The organism is Nonomuraea sp. NPDC001636 (assembly GCF_040298265.1).
In the GTDB taxonomy this organism is placed as follows: Bacteria; Actinomycetota; Actinomycetes; order Streptosporangiales; family Streptosporangiaceae; genus Nonomuraea.
Map to the genome: position 1 here is coordinate 48,352 of NZ_JBEOZT010000034.1, position 18,018 is coordinate 66,369.

The window sequence follows — 18,018 nt, forward strand, 5'->3', positions numbered from 1 at the left end:
GTGGATCGCCGTACGCGCCACCGTGCGCCATGCGCTACTTGCAGATTATGAGGTTCGCCACGATATCGGCGGAAAATCGGCAATGGAAGGCGAAGGGCCTTTACAGTCGCTCTGACCTGCAGATATACCGCTTTTCAAACTGATCACTTACTCAGCGGCGAGTGCGATCAACGCGCTGGTGAACGCCTGCGCGGGCGGCTCCACCAGCCCCGCGCCGACCTGTCCGGTGCCCGCCACGCGCCCCGCGATGCCGGTGTTGACGACCGGCAGAATGCCCGTCCTGGCGACGAGCGTCACGTCGATGCCGACGGGCGTGCCGCGGAATCCGAGCCCGGGAATCTGGTACGCGGGATGCTCGGCGAGCGTGATCTCGTACATCGAGCGGGTGGCCCGGACCGCGTCGGCCACCTCGCCGCCGACGAAACGCACGATCGCGGGCGCGGCGGCCATCGCGAAGCCGCCCAGCCCGGAGGTCTCGGTGATCGTGGAGTCGCCGATGTCGGGGTTGGCGTCCTGGGGGCCGTACGCGCCGAGGTAGAGGCCGTCCGGTACCCCGGCCGGGCCGGTGAACCAGCGTCCGCCGAGCCCGGAGACCTGCACGCCGAAGTCGGTGCCGTTCCTGGCCATGGCCACGACCAGCGAGGAGCCGGGGATGTCGCGGGCGGCGTCCGTGCTCACCTTGCCCGCCGCCATGCCCGCGTTGAGGAAGAAGTGGTCGTTGCCGTTGACGAAGCGCAGCACCTGCGCCGCCTGCGCGGGCGCGGCCTCCACCAGGGCCGGGGCCAGCTCGCGCAGCAGCAGCGAGGTGGCCGCGCGGTTGCGGTTGTGCAGCTCGTCGCCCATCTGCAGGGCCTGCGCGATCAGCGAGCGCAGGTCGATCGGGCCGGTACGGGCCAGCGTCGCGGCGAGGACCGGGCCGAGCACCTCCTCCATCCAGCGCAGCCGGTCGAGCACCTCGGGGCCGTACGCGCCGTACCTGAGCACCTTGCCCAGGCCCTCGTTGAGCGAGCAGTAGGCGGTGCCGCCGTGCTCCTCGTCGCGTACCTCCAGCAGCCACATCGACGGGCTCACCACGCCCGCCATCGGGCCCACCGTGGCGTGCTCGTGGCAGGGCCGCAGCGCGACCGCGCCCGCCGCCAGCCCGGCCGCGGCCTCCCGCTCGTCGGCCGCCAGGCCCTCCAGCAACATCGCGCCGATCAGCGCGCCGCGCATCGGGCCCGAGGCGCGGTCCCACTCGATCGGCGGCCCGGCGTGCAGGAACGTCCTCGCGGGCAGCACCTCGGCGGCCCGCCGCAGGCCCACCAGGTAGGGCCGCGCGCTGGTCAGCCTGCGCACGGCCAGCTCGTTGGCGGCCGTCCTGCGCGGGTCGGCCAGCACCTTGGCCAGGGCGTCGGCGGTGCCGGGCAGCGGCGGCCGCCAGGCCACCGGCGTCGTCGGCACGGCCTGGGCCGCCAGCGCCTCGTCGAGCAGCCCCGCGCCGACGGTGATCACCCGCGGCGGCCCCGACAACAGGCTCGGCGCCGGGGCGGGCGGGGTCACAGGAGGCTCCGGGCGTGGCGGGCGGCCTCGGCGTTGGAGACGAACACGGCCGCCCCGGCCTCGCGCAGCGCCGCGGCCTGCCGGTGCAGGTCCTGGGGATCGCCCGCGCTGCCGACCAGCGCCGTCACGACGGTGGCCGGCGTACGGGCGACCGCCGGCGCGAGCGAGGCCGCCGGGTCGGGGTCGGCGGCGTGGCCGAGCACGACGTCCATGAGCACCACCTCGTCCGCCCGGACCCGCGACAGGGCCTCCAGGCGCAGCGTCGGATCGATCATCGGATGCGCCCTGCCCCTGGTGTAGGCGTCGTCCCCGAAGTCGGTGAACTCGCCGGGCCCGGCCAGGACGGCGGCCTCCGCGCACAGCGTGCCACCGGAGTACAGGCCCCTGACGCTCCGCGGCTCCCCGCGCAGCGCGCCCGGCCACGACGGCCATCCGGGCACGCCGCGGCCCAGCGCCCGCAGCGCCCGTCCGGCGGCCTCGGTCAGATCGGTCTCCGGCAGCACCGCCTCCACCACCGGCGTGCGCAGCCCGGCGGCCACCTCCCGGACGGCCTCCGCCACGCCGGGGCCGGGCGGCTTGCCGACCAGCACGATCAGCTCGGTGGCCGGATCGTCGTCGAGCAGCCGCAGGGCGCGCATCGTGGCCAGCCCGCCGACCTCGGCCGACAGGTCCCTGCCGCCCACGCCGAGGATGTGGCTGATCCCCGCCTCCGCCCAGTCGAGCAGGCAGGACACCTGCTGGGCGCCCGTGCCGGAGGCGGCGACCAGGCCGACCGGCCCCGGCCGCAGCACGTTGGCGAAGCCGAGCCCGACGCCCGCGATCGAGGCGGTGCCGCAGTCGGGCCCCATGACCAGGACGCCGCGCTCCTCGGCCAGCTCCTTGAGCCACCGCTCCTGGGCCAGGGGCACGCCGTCGCTGAAGATCATCACCGGCAGCCCGGCCTCGACGGCGTCGCGGGCCTCGCAGAAGGCGTGCTCGCCGGGCACGGACACCAGGACCAGGTCGGCCGGCGTCCTGGCGGCCGAGTAGGTGGTGAGCGGCGGCTGCTCCCCGGCCACCGTGGCGGCCCCGGTGGTGGCGGCGGTGGCGGCGGCGGTGGCGGCCCGCGCGGTGAGCCGGGCGTCCAGCTCCGCGACGGCCCGCGCGGGGTCGGCGCCGCGCACGGCGATGAGCAGGTCGCCGGGGCCCGCGGGCGGGGGCTCGAAGCCGAGGTCGCGGACGATGGCGAGGTTGAGCTCGGTGGCCATGGCCACCATCGCCACCTCCACGCCCGGCATTTCGGTCAGCGCACGACTTATTCGCATCAAGGTGACGGAGTCGTGGTACGTCCCTTTTCTCAGCTGGATCAGGTCGTCGCTCACGGGCGCCCGCCCAACGCCCGGACCGAGGCCAGCCCGATCGAGATGCCCTGGGCGAGGTCGGCGCCCGAGGTGTGGCCGAGCCGGTGCAGGCGCCGCAGCGCCGGTTCGAGCGCCTGCCTGCCCGCGATGCCGCGCAGCACGCCGGTCACCTCCGGGCTGGCCTCGCCCCTGGCCGCGCAGTGCAGCAACGTCGCCGAGATCGGCGTCGTCCGGGTGCGCGCGTCGTAGGTGACGGTCGCCGCCAGCCAGTCGGCCAGCCAGACCGCCCGCCGCGTGCCGGTCGCCGTGCCGAGGTGCCTCAGCGTCACCAGCAGCCCGGCCAGCACGTCGTCGCCGCTCGGCGTGAGCCCGGGACCGAGTCCCACGAGCCGTTCGGCCGCCGTCACCGCGCCCAGCAGCCGGCCCTGCGCGCAACTGCGCGCCAGCAGCTCGACCGCGTCGTTCCCGGCCAGGCCGGGCCGTCCGGGGCCGTCCAGGACGACGTCGGCCAGGCTCAGCGGATCGACCGGGCCGAGCGCCGGAGCCGGGTCCCACCAGCGGCGCACGCCGAGGCTCAGCGAGCCCAGCTCGATGCCGCGGTCGCCGACGGAGGCGTCGTCACCCACGGTGACCTTCGGCAGCGGCGTGGCCAGCAACACCGAGTTGGGCAGCCGGGCCGCCTCGCCGGTGATCAGGGCGATCACCGAAGGCTCGCAGTCGGTCCTGACCTCCAGGTATATCCCCGCGGAGAAGGCCGCGAGCACCCGGGCCGGGCTGCGCGGGGCCTCCAGCACGGGACGCACGGCGGTGCTGGCCGCGCCCGTCACGCGGACCCGGGCACGCCGCGCATGAGTACTGACGGTCACCGAACCTCCCATCGGACCCTGGTCCTGACCGTAGAACGGCCGGAGAACCCTCCGTACGGAGAAATTTGCCAACAGTCAGCGGGAAGGTTGGCTCTTCCTGACAGACCGTCTGGGGAGTCACAATCACCACATGGAGCCCCCCGTGCGTCTGGCCAGCACCGGAACGATCATCCACGGCGTCTCGGTCGGAGAGGTGCTCGGCGTCTCGACGCTGGCCGAGGCCAGGCTGATCGCGGGAGAGGGCGGGCTCGGGCGCATCGTGCAGCGGCTCAACGTCATGGAGGTGCCCGACATCCTGGCCTGGGTCAAGCCGCACGAGCTGCTGCTGACCACCGGCTACCCGCTGCGCAACACCCCGCAGTCGCTCGGCCGCCTGGTCGCCGACCTGGACGAACGCGGCCTGGCCGCCCTGGCGATCAAACTCGGCCGGTACGTGGACGAGCTGCCCGCCGAGATGACCGAGCAGGCCGACCGGCTCGGCTTCCCGCTGATCCTGCTGCCCAACGACGTCGGCTTCGACGACATCCTCAACCAGGTGCTCACCGACATACTCAACCGCCAGGCCGCCGTGCTGGCCCGCGCCGAGGAGGCGCACCGGGCGCTGGTCCACGTGGTGCTGGCCGGCGGCGGGCTCAACGAGGTCGCCGCCGAGGTGGCCCAGCTCCTCGACGTGGCCGTGGCCGCCGTGGACGGCTCCGGCCAGGTCCTGGCCACCGCCGGGACGGCCGAGCACGTCGCCGCCCTGCGCGAGTCGATCTCCCGCGAGGGGCCGCCGCCCGCGCGGTCCGCCGACACGCCGGGCCGCGGCCGGGCGTTCGCCTCGGCCCCCGTGCTGGCCGGCGGCCACCACCACGGCCGGATCGTCGCCTACAGCGCCACCGGCGCGATCCGCGACAGCGACATCGGCATCCTCGAACGCGCCGCCACCGTCGCCGCGCTGGTCGTGACCCGGCAGGAGGCGGTCAACGCGGTCGAGAGCAAGTACCGGGCCGACTTCCTGCGCGACGTGCTCACCGGCCGGGCCGGCACGCCCGAGCGGGTCGACGCCAGGGCCAGGGCGTTCGGCTGGGACCTGGCGCGGCCGGTGATCGTGCTGGTGGCCGAGCTCGACCCCGACGGCGACGAGCGCAGCGCCCAGGACCGGCTGGTGTCCTGCTGGACGGCGGCCGTGCGGCGGCACGACCCGCGCGGCGCGGTGGCCGGGTTCTCGCACGAGGTCGTCGCCGTCGTGGACGCCTCGCTCGACGCCGCCAGGGTGGCCAAGGACGCCGCCTCGGCGTTCGCCGACGTGCCGCCCGCGACGTTCTCCACCGGCACCTCGCGGCCGAGCCCGGGGGCCGGGACGCTGCCGGAGGCGTACGCGCAGGCGATGAAGGCGGCCCGGGTGGGCCGGCAGCTGCACGGGCCGGGCGCGGTCGCGCACTTCGACCAGCTCGGCGTCTACCGGCTGCTGTCGCTGGTGAACGACACCGGCGAGCTGCACGCGTTCGTCCGCGAGACGCTGGGCCCGCTGGCCTGGGACGAGGACGCCGAGAACGCCGACCTGCGGCGCACGCTCCAGGTGCTCCTGGAGACCAACCTCAACGTCGCCGAGACCGCCCGCCGGCTGCACTTCCACTACAACACGCTGCGCTACCGGATCGGGAAGCTGGAACGCCTGCTCGGCAACTTCACCGACGACCCCCACCTGCGGCTCAACCTGACCCTGGCCCTGCACGTGCTGCGCATGCGCGGCATCTAGGCTTGGGGCTCGTGGATCTGGATTTCGAACTGCGTTCCGAGTACATCCCGCTGTGCGACCTGCTGAAGTACTGCGGGGTCACCGAGACCGGCGGCATGGCCAAACACCTCATCGCCGAGGGCCTGGTCCAGGTCGACGGCGAGGTCGAGCTGCGGAAGACGGCGAAGATCCGTACCGGCCAGGTGGTGAGCGGCGACGGGTTCACGATCCACGTGCAATAACGGCCCGCCGTATCCGGATGGTCGCGACACCCCTTATTGTGCTCTCCGACATACTTCGGAAGACGTCGCCGCTGGTCAGGCGGAAGATTGAGGTGGGTTCGCGGTGTTCGGTTGGAAGCTGCACGGCGACGGGAAACATCTGACGCCGGGAGAGGTCGTCAAGCCTGACGAGCGGCTCTCCTGGCCCCGGATGGTCGGCATCGGCGCCCAGCACGTCATCGCCATGTTCGGCGCGACGTTCGTGTTCCCGCTGGTCATGGGGCTCGACGCGAACCTGGCCGTGATGATGTCCGGCGTCGCGACGATCCTGTTCCTGCTCATCGTCAAGGGCAAGATCCCCAGCTACGTCGGGTCGAGCGCGTCCTTCGTGGGGGCCGTGGTGGCGATCAGGGCGGCCGGGGGCGGGGACGCGACCGTCACCGGCGCGCTGCTGGCCGTCGGCGTCGTGCTGGCCGGCTGCGGGCTGGCCATCCACCTGCTCGGCGTGCGGATCATCCACCGCGTCTTCCCGCCGATCGTCACCGGCGGCGTGGTGATGCTGATCGGCTTCGGCATGGCCTACGTCGCGGCCGACGTCTACTGGCCCAAGGACCCGTGGGTGGCGCTGCTCACGATGGCGGCCACGTTCGTGTTCATCGGGGTCTTCAAGGGCTTCCTCGGCCGCATCGGCGTGCTCCTCGGCCTGGTCTTCGGTTTCGCGCTGTCGTGGGTCTGGGACGTGGTGGGCGGTAAGATCCTGGCCCCCGACGCCACCGGCAAGGTGACCGAGCACTTCCGCGTCAACCTCCAGGGCGTCGCCGACGCCGACTGGATCGGCCTGCCGTCGCTGCACGGGCCGGTGTTCGAGGTGTCGGCGATCGTGCTGGTGCTGCCGGTCGTGATCGCGCTCATCGCCGAGAACGTCGGCCACGTCAAGGCCGTCGGCGAGATGACCGGCGCGGACGTCGACGGCTACATGGGCCGCGCCATCATGGCCGACGGCGTCGGCACCGTGGTCGCCACCTCGGTCGGCGGCCCGGCCACCACCACGTACGCCGAGAACATCGGCGTCATGGCGGCCACCAAGGTCTACTCCACTGCCGCCTACTACATCGCCGCCGTCATCGCGATCCTGTTCGGCCTGTGCCCCAAGTTCGGCGCGCTCGTGGCCGCGACCCCCGACGGCGTGCTCGGCGGCGTCACGACCATCCTGTACGGCATGATCGGCCTGCTCGGCGCCCGCATCTGGATCGAGAACAAGGTGAACCTGTCCGACCCGGTCAACCTGGTCCCGGTGGGCGCGGGCATCATCATCGCCATCGGGCCGGTCGCGTTCCCGATCACCAGCACGTTCTCCCTCAGCGGCATCGCGCTCGGCACGATCGTGCTGCTCGTCGGCTACCACCTGCTGCGCGCCACGCGCCGCGAACCGGTGCCCGAAACAGGCCGATAACCCCCTCTCTGACCGGCCGGCGACTTCCCCGTACGGAGGTTCGCTCTGGTGACCGCGGGATATTTGGCAGATCATGCCCGTGTAGCCGCATCCCAGCGGTCCTAATGTGCCCGCAAAGGCACGGTCGCCGGCCCGGAAGAGAGGGCGCAGATGGTTTTCGGATGGACCAGACACGGTGACGGCAGGCATCTGGCGCCCGGCGAGGTGGTCAGGCCCGACGAGCGGCTGAGCTGGCCGCGCATGGTCGGCTTCGGCGCCCAGCACGTGATCGCGATGTTCGGCGCCACGTTCGTGTTCCCGCTGGTGATGGGGCTCGACCCGAACGTCGCCGTGATGATGTCCGGCGTCGCGACGATCATGTTCCTGCTGATCGTGAAGGGCAAGGTGCCCAGCTACCTGGGCACCAGCGCGTCGTTCGTCGGCGGCGTGTTCGCCATCAGGGCCGCCGTCGGCACCGACCAGAGCCTCGCCGACGCCGTCGTGACCGGCTCGATCCTGGTCGCCGGGCTCGTGCTGGCGCTGGCGGGGCTGGCCGTGCACGTGCTCGGCGTGCAGATCATCCACCGGGTCTTCCCGCCCGTCGTCACCGGCGCGGTGGTGATGCTCATCGGGTTCGGGCTGGCGTACGTGGTCGCCGACGTCTACTGGGGGCAGGACCAGTGGGTGGCGCTGATCACGATGCTGGTGACGTTCGTGGTAATCGTGGCGTTCAAGGGGTTCGCCGGGCGCGTCGGGGTGCTCATCGGGCTGGTCACCGGGTTCGCGCTGTCCTGGGTGCTGGACCGGGTGGCGGGGCCGGTCACCTCCGTGCTGCCCGGCCAGAACCTGCGCGACGCGGCCGGCGCCGCCTGCCCGGCCGAGGGCACGTACTGCGTGGCCACGGCCTTCCCGCACGACCGGGTCGGCTTCGACGCCGTCGCCAAGGCCGACTGGTTCGGCCTGCCGGACTTCCACGCGCCCGACTTCCGGTTCTCCGCCGTGCTGCTCGTGCTGCCCGCGGTGATCGCGCTCATCGCCGAGAACGTCGGCCACGTCAAGGCCGTCGGCGAGATGACCGGCACCGACGTCGATCCCTACATCGGCCGGGCGATCATCGCCGACGGCGCCGCCACCGTCGTCACTAGCGCCGTCGGCGGCTCGCCCACCACCACGTACGCCGAGAACATCGGCGTCATGGCGGCCACCAAGGTCTACTCCACGGCCGCCTACTACATCGCCGGCCTGATCGCGATCCTGTTCGGCCTGTGCCCGAAGTTCGGGGCGCTGGTCGCCGCCACGCCGGGCGGCGTGCTCGGCGGCGTCACCGTCATCCTCTACGGCATGATCGGACTACTCGGCGCCAAGATCTGGATCGAGAACCGGGTGGATTTCGCCGATCCGGTGAACATGGTCCCGATCGGCGCGGGCATCATCCTGGCGATCGGACCGGTGACGCACATGATCGGCGGAGACTTCTCCCTGGAGGGCATCGCGCTCGGCACCGTCGTGGTGGTGGGCGGCTACCACCTGCTGCGCGTCATCGCCGGGCGCTCACCGGAACCGGCCCGCAAACCGGCCCCGGGCGAGGCCGGGTGAAGCCGCCGCCGTTCACCCACCACGCCCCCCGCGACCTGGAGGCGGCGCTGCGGACGCTCGCCGAGGTGCCCGGCAAGGTGCTGGCCGGCGGCCAGAGCCTGATCCCCATGCTCAACATGCGGCTGGCCGCGCCCGAGCACATCGTCGACATCAACCGCCTGACCGCCCTGGACACGGTGGCGGCGGGCGGCGACGGGGTGCGGGTGGGCGCGCTGGCCCGGCACTCGCGGGTGGCCCGGTCCGGCGCGCACCCGCTGCTGACCAAGGCGCTGCGGCTGGTCGCCCACCCGGTGATCCGCAACCGGGGCACGGTCGTCGGGAGCCTGGTGCACGCCGATCCCGCCGCCGAGCTGCCCGCGGTGCTGGCCGTCCTGGGCGGCTCGGTGCGGCTGGCCCGCTGGACCCCCGCCGGCGTCACCGAGCGCGACGTGCCGGCGCGGGAGTTCTTCGTCGGGCCCATGGAGTCGCTCGTCCGGCCGGACGAGCTGGCCGTGTCGGCCTACTTCCCGGCGCTCGGCGGGCGCGCCGGGACGGCGTTCGAGGAGGTGTCCCGGCGGCACGGCGACTACGCCCTGGCCGGCGTCTGCGCCGTGGTCACGCTCGACGACGACCTGCGCGTCGCCGCGGCCAGGGTCGCCTGCGTCGGCGTGGGCCCGGTCCCCGTCCTGATGGACGTGACCGGCGAGTGCGGCCACCGGCCGGCCGCGAGCGTCGACTGGCCGGCCGTCGCGCGGGCCGTGCGGGAGGGGACCGACCCCGAAGGGGACATCCACGCCACCGCCGCCTACCGGCGGCACCTGGTGGGCGTGCTGGCCGAACGGGCCCTGCGCGCGGCGGCACAGGAGGGGACGGCGACCGGTGGAACATGAGATCACGCTGACCGTGAACGGCACGGCCAGACGGGTCAGCGTCCCCGGACGCCGCCTGCTGTCCGACTGCCTGCGCCACGACCTCGGCCTGACCGGCACGCACGTCGGCTGCGAGCACGGCGTCTGCGGCTGCTGCACGGTGCTGCTCGACGGCGAGCCGGTCCGGTCGTGCCTGACCTTCGCGGTCACCGTGGACGGGCACGAGATCACCACCGTCGAGGGCCTGGCCGGCCCGGACGGGCTCTCACCGGTGCAGCGGGCCTTCGCCGAGTGCCACGGCCTGCAGTGCGGCTTCTGCACCCCGGGCTTCCTGTGCACGGTGACCGCCCTGCTGGCCGGCAACCCGGCGCCCACCCACGAGGAGGTGCTCGAAGGCGTGTCCGGCAACCTGTGCCGGTGCACCGGCTACCAGAACATCGTCAAGGCCGTCCACCGCGCCGCCGAGCTGCTGGCGGAGGAGTCGTGACCGGCGCGCGGGCCGGCGGGCCGCGGGAGGAGGGACCGTGACGACCAGGATGTTCGGCGAGCCGGTGCAGCGGCGGGAGGACCCGAGGCTGCTCACCGGCCAGGGCCGCTTCCTCGACGACCTGGGCCGCGACGCGCTCGCCGCCGCGTTCGTCCGGTCACCGCACGCCCACGCCCGCGTCGGCGACATCGACGTGTCCGCCGCGCTCGACGTGCCCGGCCTGGTCGCGATCTACACCTGGGAGGACCTGCCCGAGCGGGTGGGCCGGCCGCTGCCGCTGCTGATCCCGCACCCGGCGCTCACCCACGGGCGCACGGCGTACCCGCTGGCCAGGGAGGTCGTCCGGCACGTCGGCGAGCCCGTGGTCATGGTCGTGGCCGCCGACCGGTACGCCGCCGAGGACGCCTGCGCGCTCATCGAGGTCGCCTACGAGCCGCTCAAGCCGGTCGTCGGCCTGGCCGAGGCGGTGCAGGGCGCCCAGCTCGTGCACGAGGACGTGCCGGGGAACGTGGGGGCGCACCTCGTCCAGGAGGTGCCGGGGGCCGACGGCAGGGGCGCGCGCGAGGCCGTCGAGAGCGCGCCGCACACGCTGGCCTTCCGGCTCGACATCGAGCGCAGCGCCAGCATGCCGCTGGAGGGGCGTGGCGTGCACGCCCGCTGGGACGGCCGCGACCTGCGCGTCCACTCCAGCACCCAGACCTCCACCAGCGTGCGCATGGCCGTCGCCGCCGCGCTCGGGCTGCCGCTGCCGCAGGTCGAGGTGATCGCCCCGGACGTCGGCGGCGGCTTCGGCGTCAAGATCGTGCACCCGTGGCCGGAGGAGATCCTGGTGCCGTGGGCCGCGATGACGCTCGGCCGCGAGATCAAGTGGACCGAGGACCGCAGGGAGCACTTCATCTCCTCCGCGCACGAACGCGCCCAGATCCACCACGTACGCGTCGGCTTCGACGACGACGGCCGCGTCCTGGGCCTGGACGTGACGATCCGGCACGACCACGGCGCCTACACGCCGTACGGGATCATCGTCCCCATCGTCACCTCCACGCAGTTGCTGGGGCCGTACAAGCCGGGGGCCTACCGGGTCGAGTTCACCGCGGTCTACACCAACACCGTGCAGGTCACGCCGTACCGGGGGGCCGGTCGGCCGCAGGGCGTGTTCTGCATGGAGCGGACCATGGACAAGATCGCCCGCTACCTGGGCAAGGACCGCACCGAGGTGCGCGCGGCCAACTTCATCGGGCCCGATGAGTTCCCCTACGACCAGGGGATGACGTTCCAGGACGGCCGCCCGCTCATCTACGACAGCGGGAACTACCCGGAGATGCTCCGCATGATCAAGGAGCTGATCGGCTGGGACTCCTTCGAGCGGCGTCCGGGCCGGGGGATCGGCATCGGCTGCTACGTCGAGGGCACGGGCGTCGGCCCGTACGAGGGCGGGCACGTGCAGATCACCTCCGACGGCCGGGTGCACGTCTCGACCGGCCTGACCTCCCAGGGCCAGGGCCACGAGACCGCCTTCGCCCAGATCGCCGCCGCCGAGCTGGGCGTGCCCATCGAACGCGTCAGCGTGGTCACCGGCGACACCCGCAGGTTCGGGTACGCGGTGGGCACCTTCGCCTCCCGCGCCGCCGTCGTCAGCGGCAACGCCATCGCCCTGGCCTGCCGGAAGGTCAAGGAGAAGGCGCTGCGCATCGCGGCCGACGCCCTGGAGGCCGACCCGGCCGACCTGGCGATCGACGACGGCCTGGTGCACGTCGTGGGCGCGCCGTCCGCCGCGATCCCGCTCTCGACGGTGGCGGTGCTGGCCAACCCGCTGCGGTACGCCTTCGACGAGGAGACGGCCAGGGCGACCCAGTTCTCCGGCGCGGCCGACCCGGCCCGCCCGCCGGTGGCCGAGGGCGACGAGCCGGGCCTGGAGGGACGCGAGTTCTACTCGCCGATCAGGTCCACGTTCGCCTCCGGCATGCACGCGGCCATCGTCGAGACCGACCCGGACACCGCCGAGATCAGGGTCGTCAGGTACGCCGTCGTGCACGACTGCGGCCGGCTGATCAACCCGATGATCGTGGAGGGCCAGATCCACGGGGGAGTGGCCCAGGGCATCGGCGGCGCCCTGTACGAGCGCATGGAGTACGACGTCCACGGCCAGCTCGTCAACGCCTCCTTCATGGACTTCCTCATGCCGTACGCCACCGAGATCCCCCCGATCGAGACCGCCCACCTGGAGACGCCCTCGCCGCTCAACCCGCTCGGCATCAAGGGCGCGGGCGAGGCCGGCGTGATCCCGGTGTCGGCGGTCATCGCCTCGGCCGTCGAGGACGCCGAGGGCATCGAGATCGACCGCATGCCCATCTCCCCGTCGGACCTGTTCGAGCTGCGTATGCGATGATCGGCGCCATGCTCGCTCCCGGCGCCGGCCTGACCCGCTTCCCCGACGTGCCCGACGACGTGCGCACGATCGACCTGGCCTGGAACGAGATCACGCACGTGCCCGCCCGGGTGGCCGGGCTGGCCGCGCTGGAGGAGCTGCGGCTCGACGGCAACCGGCTGCGCGAGCTGCCCCGCCTGTCCGGCCTGACCGCGCTGCGCGCCCTGCACCTCGACGGCAACGAGCTGAGCGAGGTCCCCGGCTGCCCGCCCGGCCTGGAGACCCTCTTCCTCTACGGCAACCGCATCGAGCGCCTGACCGGCGACCTCGGCCCGAGCCTGCGTCACCTCGCGCTCGGCGGCAACCGGCTGACCTCCGTGCCCGCCGCGCTGTGGAAGCTGACCGCGCTGGAATCCCTCAACCTCGCCGAGAACGCCCTCACCGAGATCCCCGCCGACATCGGCGGCCTGACCCGGCTGCGCATGCTCGACCTCGGCCACAACCGGCTGGCCTCGATCCCGCCCGAGGTCGGCGACCTGCCGCTCACCGACTACCTCTACCTGAGCGACAACGGCTTCACCGACGTCCCGGCCGCGCTCGGCCGCCTCGACCGGCTGGCCTACCTCAACCTCACCGACAACCGGCTGACCAGGCTCCCGGACGCGCTCGGGTCGATGGCGTCGCTGGTGGAGCTGCGCCTGTACAACAACCGGCTGGAGGCGTTGCCCGAGACCGTCGGCGGGCTCGGCCGGCTGCGCGAGCTGCACCTGCAGGGCAACCGGCTGACCCGGCTGCCCGCCGCCCTCGCGGCGCTGACCGAGCTGCGCGTGCTCGACCTGCGCAACAACCACCTGAGCGAGCTGCCCGCGCTGCCGTCCGGCCTCACCCATCTCGACCTGCGCAACAACCGGCTGCGCGAGCTGCCCGCCGCGGTCGCCGAGCTGACCGGCCTGCGCAAGCTCGACCTGCGCTGGAACAAGCTCTACGACGACCCGCCGGTGCTCGATCTGCTGCGCGCCCGGGGCTGCGTCGTCCTGCGCTGAACCGGCGCGGGCGGGCGTGCGTACCTCCGCACATGACGACACTTCCACGTCTGGCCGTCCTCGCGCTGCTGGCCGGGCTGGTCGCCGCCTGCTCCTCCGGCGGCGGCTCCGCGGCGCCCGGTCCGAGCGCCCCGCGGGCGGCGGCGCCCCAGACGGTCGAGCAGCTCGCCGCCAAGGTCGGCTGCAAGCCGCGCATGCAGGTCGACGCCGCCGAGATCCGTACGGGCTACTGCCGGACCGCCGACGGCCAGTTCTTCGTCACGACGTTCGCCAGCCAGTCCGGCAAGGACGCCTGGATGGACGCCGCCCCCGAGTACAACCCGCACCTGGTCGGCAACCTGTGGACCGTGCTGTCCAGCCGCAAGGTGCTGGAGCTGCTGAAGGAGCGGCTCGGCGGCGACCTCCACCTGAAGGACCACCGCACGAACCAGATGCGCACGGTCGGCTGAGGCGCCCTACGCCGCCGCGAGCATGACCCGCTTGCGGAACACCCAGTACGTCCAGCCCTGGTAGACCAGCACGAACGGCAGCGTGATCAGCCCGATCCAGCTCAGCATCGTCAGCGTGTACGGCCCCGAGGCGGCCGCCGCCAGGGTCAGCCCGGGCAGCGGCGCGACGCGCAGCTCCATGAAGACCGCCAGCGTGGCCAGCACGATGCCCGCGGCGGTCGCGCCGAACGCCCAGCCCTCCCTGCGCCGCCAGATCAGCGCCGCCGCGGCGGCCAGCGCGGCCATGGCGGCCAGGGCGGGCAGCGAGCCCAGGTTGGACAGGGCCAGCACGGCCACCGGGATGGCCACCGCCGCCGCGGCCATGGCGGCGGTCCTGGCCCGGCGGCGCACCGGGCCGGTGGTGCGCAGCGCGAGGAAGACCGCGCCGTGCAGCACGCAGAGCGTCAGCGTGAACGCGCCGCCGAGCAGGGCCGCCGGGCCGCTGTCGAACAGCACGTCGGCGAAGATCGCGCCCCACAGGAACGCCGGGAGGCCGCTGCCGACCAGGATGCCGAGGTCGCACCAGATCGGGTTGGCGACCTTGCCGCGCCATTCCAGCCCGACGCCGCGCACGATCAGGCCGACCAGGATGAGCGTGACGGGCAGGTAGAACGCGCTGAACAGGCCGGAGTACCAGGCGGGGAAGGCGGCGAACATGGCGCCGACCGCCGTGATCAGCCACACCTCGTTGCCGTCCCAGACCGGGCCGATGGTCTGCAGGCTCTGGCGCTGCTCGGCGGCGTTCCTGCTGAGGAGCGGCGCCAGCAGGCCGACGCCGAAGTCGAAGCCTTCGAGGACGAAGTACCCGGTCCAGAGGAAGGCGATGATGACGAACCACAGGTTGATCATGGTCTGGTCCCTCTAGTACATCAGCGACGGTTCGAGCGGCTGCGCCTCGGGAGCGGGCTGCCGCTCCTCGACGCCCTTGCGCACGTGCTTGGCCAGCAGGACGACCTCGGCCACGGCCAGGCCGCCGTACAGGAGTGTGAAGACGGTCAGCGAGATGGCGACCTCGGCCAGGGTCACGCCGGGCGAGACGCTTGAGGCGGTCAGCAGCTCGCCGGCGACCGTCCAGGGCTGCCGGCCGATCTCGCTCAGCAGCCAGCCCGCGATCACCGCCGCGAACGGCAGCGGCAGCGCCAGCAGCAGCGCCCGCGCCAGCCAGGACGGCACCTCGCGCCTGCGCCGGGTCAGCCAGAGGCCGAGCAGCGCGAGCCCCGCGGTGGCCATGCCGAACACGATCATCACGCGGAACGACCAGAACACGATCGTCGGGTCGGGCCGGTAGTCGCCGGGGCCGAACTGCTGCTCGAAGCGCTTCTGCAGGTCCTCGGTGCCCTGGACGGTGGCGCCGGGGTCGTTGGTGGCCAGGAAGCTGAGCACCTTGGGGATCTCGATGCCGGGCGCGAGGGAGAAGGCCGCGCCCGCGGTGTCGCGCTCCAGGCCCTCGGCCGCGGCCAGCTTCATGGGCTGCTGCTCGTACATGAGCTTGGCCGACATGTCGCCGGTGCCCGCGACGACCGCCCCCGCGATCGCCGTCATGACCAGCGCGCCGCGGGCGGCGCTGCGCCACATCGGCGCGCGCGTCCGCAGCAGCCAGTAGCCGCTGACCGCCAGCACGAACCCGCCCGCCACGATGAAGGCGGCCCCGATGACGTGCGGCACCTGCGCGACCGCCGTGGAGTTGGTCAGCACGGCCCACAGGTCGGTCATCCTGGCCTTGCCGTCCACGACCTCGTAGCCGACCGGGTGCTTCATCCAGGCGTTGGCCGCGAGGATGAAGTAGGCCGACAGGTTGGAGCCGATCGCGGCGGCCCAGATGCTGGCCAGGTGCGCCTTCTTCGGCAGCCGGTCCCAGCCGAAGATCCACAGGCCGAGGAACGTGGACTCCATGAAGAAGGCCAGCAGCGCCTCCATGGCCAGCGGGGCGCCGAAGACGTCACCGACGAACGTGGAGTACTCACTCCAGTTCATGCCGAACTGGAATTCCTGCACGATGCCGGTCACCACACCCATGGCGAAGTTGATCAGGAACAGCTTCCCGAAGAACTTCGTGAGCTTGAGGTAGTGCTCCTTGCCCGTGCGGTGCCAGGCCGTCTGGAGGCCTGCGACGAAGATGCCCAGACCGATGGTCAGGGGCACGAACAAGAAGTGGTACACGGTGGTGACCCCGAACTGCCACCGTGCCAGGTCAAGCGCGTCCATCAATCCCCACCTGCTCATAGCTCTACAAGCTGTAGTACTTCTACCTGTAGTAGTACTACAGGCCGTAGAGCATCGCGATGCGACGTTGGTCACATCCCCCGGTTCTGCCTACTTTTCGAGGATCCCGTACGGGTACGTCCCGGCGCGTCACCCGCCGGGCGGATTGCGGACTACCCCGCCCGGCGGACCCCGCCCGCGGCGTCGAGGTAGGCCTGCAGATTGCCCAGCTCGAAGCCGCGCCGCCTGATCTTGTCGATCAGCACCCGGAAGTCGGCCGCCAGGTTGGGCCGGAAGTGCAGGAGCAGGATGTCGCCCGGACGCAGGCGCTTGTCGGGCACCTGGTAGGCGATCTTGCCGCCCGGCTGCACGGTGGCGGTCCACAGCAGCACGGCCTTCACCCCGCACCGCCGGGCGGCCCGCAACGTGTCGGTGTTGTAGCTGCCGAACGGCGGCCGGAACAACGCCGGACGGGTCCCGATCTCCTTCCCGACCACCTGGGCCGCGCCGCAGATCTCGCGGCGCTGCCCGTCGAGGGGCAGACGGCGCAGGTCGGGATGGGTCAGGGTGTGGTTCTCGACGGGCACGTGGAGATCGCGCAGCTGCCGGAAGTACCCCCACTTGCCCGCGCCCACGTAGCGGCCGGGACCGCTGGCCGGGTCGGGGCTGCCCTTGGCCTCGACCGCGTCGCGCATGGCGAAGGCGGTGATGGGGACGCGCCGGTCGCGTACCAGCTTGACGAAGCCGGGGTCCTGCTCCCAGCCGTCGTCGATGGTCAGGAAGACGACCTTGCGCCTGGTGGGGATCGAGCTGATCACCGGGGGCAGGCCGTTCTCGCCCCTGATCGGGCCCACCTCTCCGGCCCGCGGCAGCGCTCCCGGCGGGCCCTGCGGAGTGGGCCGCGACGTGGGCCCCCCGGTCGCGGACGGCTTCGCCGACGGCCCGGTCACGACCCCGCCGGTGTCGCCGCCGGTGCCGCCGCCGGTGCCGCCGCCGGCGCATCCGGCGGCCAGCGCCACCAGCACCCCGGCGAGCACGGCCGGCCCCAGCCCGCCACGCCCGGCCCCGCCCCTGACCGTTCCACGCCCCCAGCACATGGAGCACCATCTTGCCAGCCCTGATCCGCACGACGCGTCGCCCGACTGGCAGGTCTTGCCCTTAACCAGCCGGTCCCCGGTGCCTAGAGTGGCCGCATGAAGGTGGCGGGCAGCGCCGTGATCGGCGTACAGCGAGATCGAGTGTGGGCCGCGCTCCAGGACCCGGCGGTGCTCGTGCGCACCATCCCGGGCTGCGAGCGCCTGGAGGAGACCGGGCCGGACACCTACAGGATGACGGTCAACGCGGGCGTGGCGTCCATCAAGGGCGTCTACCAGGGGGAGGTCGCGCTGGCCGAGCCGCGCGCGCCCGAGAGCTTCACGCTGCGGGCGCGCGGCCAGGGCGCCCCGGGCACGGTCGAGGCCACCGTCCTGGTACGGCTGAGCGAGATCGACGGCGGCACCCGGGTGGACTACGACGCCGACGCGGTGATCGGCGGGATGATCGGCGGCGTCGGGCAGCGCATGCTCGGCTCGGTCGCGAAACGCACGGCGGGCGAGTTCTTCTCCGCCGTCGAGGGCCACCTCAGCGCACCGCCCCCGGTCCCGGCGGCCCAGGCCGCCACGGAGGTCGCCACAGTGGCCGCACCGGGGGCCGCACCGGCCGCTCCGGCGGTCTACGAACGGCCGCCCGCGCGGCCCGCCGAGCCCCGCCCGTGGGCGCTGCTGGCCGCCTTCGGCATGGGCGCGGCCGCCGCGCTCGCCGGCGTCGCCGTGGGCCGGCTGCTCGGCCGCGACACAAGTGGCCGGCGCGGCTGAGGGACTCGCCACGAC

Annotated in this window: 16 protein-coding genes; 10 read left to right on the top strand and 6 right to left on the bottom strand. The window is 72.9% G+C overall.

Translation table 11 applies throughout. From position 1 onward, the window contains the following. Positions 1-147: 147 nt before the first annotated feature. Genes ABT158_RS43185 through ABT158_RS43195 form a run of 3 tightly spaced genes read right to left on the bottom strand, consistent with a single transcriptional unit; the run spans position 148 to position 3,745 of the window. A complete protein-coding gene (locus ABT158_RS43185; RefSeq protein WP_352363860.1) occupies positions 148-1,539 on the bottom strand; it encodes a YlbE family protein in 1,392 nt (463 codons plus the stop codon). Continuing rightward, positions 1,536-2,900, bottom strand: coding sequence for an AllF/FdrA family protein (locus ABT158_RS43190; protein WP_352363862.1), 1,365 nt, complete (start codon positions 2,898-2,900; stop codon positions 1,536-1,538). The genes ABT158_RS43185 and ABT158_RS43190 overlap by 4 nt, the downstream gene beginning before the upstream one ends. Further along, entirely contained in the window at positions 2,897-3,745 is an 849-nt protein-coding gene (locus ABT158_RS43195) for an oxamate carbamoyltransferase subunit AllH family protein (RefSeq protein ID WP_352363864.1), read from the bottom strand. The genes ABT158_RS43190 and ABT158_RS43195 overlap by 4 nt, the downstream gene beginning before the upstream one ends. A gap of 130 nt (positions 3,746-3,875) precedes the next feature. Here ABT158_RS43195 and ABT158_RS43200 point away from each other — a divergent pair, with 130 nt between their 5' ends. From ABT158_RS43200 to ABT158_RS43240, 9 genes are all read left to right on the top strand, one after another. After that, on the top strand, positions 3,876-5,486 hold the full coding sequence (locus tag ABT158_RS43200; protein WP_352363866.1) for a PucR family transcriptional regulator: 1,611 nt from the start codon (positions 3,876-3,878) through the stop codon (positions 5,484-5,486). Between the two features lie 11 nt (positions 5,487-5,497). Next, a complete protein-coding gene (locus ABT158_RS43205) occupies positions 5,498-5,707 on the top strand; it encodes an RNA-binding S4 domain-containing protein (protein ID WP_352363868.1) in 210 nt (69 codons plus the stop codon). Between the two features lie 103 nt (positions 5,708-5,810). Beyond that, a complete protein-coding gene (locus ABT158_RS43210) occupies positions 5,811-7,139 on the top strand; it encodes a uracil-xanthine permease family protein (protein ID WP_352363870.1) in 1,329 nt (442 codons plus the stop codon). Positions 7,140-7,289: 150 nt separating this feature from the next. Beyond that, the gene (locus ABT158_RS43215; RefSeq protein ID WP_352363871.1) at positions 7,290-8,714 is read left to right on the top strand and encodes a uracil-xanthine permease family protein; all 1,425 of its coding nucleotides are present in this window, start codon (positions 7,290-7,292) and stop codon (positions 8,712-8,714) included. After that, positions 8,711-9,583, top strand: coding sequence for an FAD binding domain-containing protein (locus tag ABT158_RS43220; protein WP_352363872.1), 873 nt, complete (start codon positions 8,711-8,713; stop codon positions 9,581-9,583). The genes ABT158_RS43215 and ABT158_RS43220 overlap by 4 nt, the downstream gene beginning before the upstream one ends. After that, entirely contained in the window at positions 9,573-10,049 is a 477-nt protein-coding gene (locus ABT158_RS43225; RefSeq protein ID WP_352363874.1) for a (2Fe-2S)-binding protein, read from the top strand. Before ABT158_RS43220 ends, ABT158_RS43225 begins: the two co-directional genes overlap by 11 nt. Before the next feature lie 37 nt (positions 10,050-10,086). After that, a complete protein-coding gene (gene cutA, locus ABT158_RS43230) occupies positions 10,087-12,438 on the top strand; it encodes an aerobic carbon-monoxide dehydrogenase large subunit (protein ID WP_352363876.1) in 2,352 nt (783 codons plus the stop codon). An 8-nt stretch (positions 12,439-12,446) separates the two neighbouring features. Then, positions 12,447-13,460, top strand: coding sequence for a leucine-rich repeat domain-containing protein (locus ABT158_RS43235; RefSeq protein WP_352363878.1), 1,014 nt, complete (start codon positions 12,447-12,449; stop codon positions 13,458-13,460). A gap of 32 nt (positions 13,461-13,492) precedes the next feature. Next, positions 13,493-13,909, top strand: coding sequence for a hypothetical protein (locus ABT158_RS43240; RefSeq protein WP_352363880.1), 417 nt, complete (start codon positions 13,493-13,495; stop codon positions 13,907-13,909). 6 nt (positions 13,910-13,915) lie between these two features. Here the strand turns inward: ABT158_RS43240 and cydB are convergent, their stop codons facing one another. The 3 genes from cydB to ABT158_RS43255 all read right to left on the bottom strand — a co-directional run bounded on the left by cydB (position 13,916) and on the right by ABT158_RS43255 (position 17,247). Further along, the gene (cydB, locus tag ABT158_RS43245; protein ID WP_352363882.1) at positions 13,916-14,797 is read right to left on the bottom strand and encodes a cytochrome d ubiquinol oxidase subunit II; all 882 of its coding nucleotides are present in this window, start codon (positions 14,795-14,797) and stop codon (positions 13,916-13,918) included. Between the two features lie 12 nt (positions 14,798-14,809). Next, positions 14,810-16,153 (bottom strand): cytochrome ubiquinol oxidase subunit I, encoded by a 1,344-nt coding sequence (locus ABT158_RS43250; RefSeq protein WP_352363884.1) that lies wholly within the window; start codon positions 16,151-16,153, stop codon positions 14,810-14,812. A 170-nt stretch (positions 16,154-16,323) separates the two neighbouring features. After that, on the bottom strand, positions 16,324-17,247 hold the full coding sequence (locus ABT158_RS43255; protein ID WP_352363886.1) for a polysaccharide deacetylase family protein: 924 nt from the start codon (positions 17,245-17,247) through the stop codon (positions 16,324-16,326). Between the two features lie 96 nt (positions 17,248-17,343). Between ABT158_RS43255 and ABT158_RS43260 the strand changes: the two genes are divergently transcribed. Then, positions 17,344-18,003, top strand: coding sequence for an SRPBCC family protein (locus ABT158_RS43260; RefSeq protein WP_352363888.1), 660 nt, complete (start codon positions 17,344-17,346; stop codon positions 18,001-18,003). Positions 18,004-18,018: the final 15 nt, after the last annotated feature.

Bases quoted from the DNA above. Each gene is read 5' to 3' on its own strand.
- ABT158_RS43200 (WP_352363866.1), top strand. From the start codon at position 3,876: ATGGAGCCCCCCGTGCGTCTGGCCAGCACCGGAACGATCATCCACGGC.
- ABT158_RS43215 (WP_352363871.1), top strand. From the start codon at position 7,290: ATGGTTTTCGGATGGACCAGACACGGTGACGGCAGGCATCTGGCGCCC.
- ABT158_RS43235 (WP_352363878.1), top strand. From the start codon at position 12,447: ATGCTCGCTCCCGGCGCCGGCCTGACCCGCTTCCCCGACGTGCCCGAC.
- ABT158_RS43240 (WP_352363880.1), top strand. From the start codon at position 13,493: ATGACGACACTTCCACGTCTGGCCGTCCTCGCGCTGCTGGCCGGGCTG.
- cydB (WP_352363882.1), bottom strand. From the start codon at position 14,797: ATGATCAACCTGTGGTTCGTCATCATCGCCTTCCTCTGGACCGGGTAC.
- ABT158_RS43250 (WP_352363884.1), bottom strand. From the start codon at position 16,153: ATGGACGCGCTTGACCTGGCACGGTGGCAGTTCGGGGTCACCACCGTG.
- ABT158_RS43255 (WP_352363886.1), bottom strand. From the start codon at position 17,247: ATGTGCTGGGGGCGTGGAACGGTCAGGGGCGGGGCCGGGCGTGGCGGG.
- ABT158_RS43260 (WP_352363888.1), top strand. From the start codon at position 17,344: ATGAAGGTGGCGGGCAGCGCCGTGATCGGCGTACAGCGAGATCGAGTG.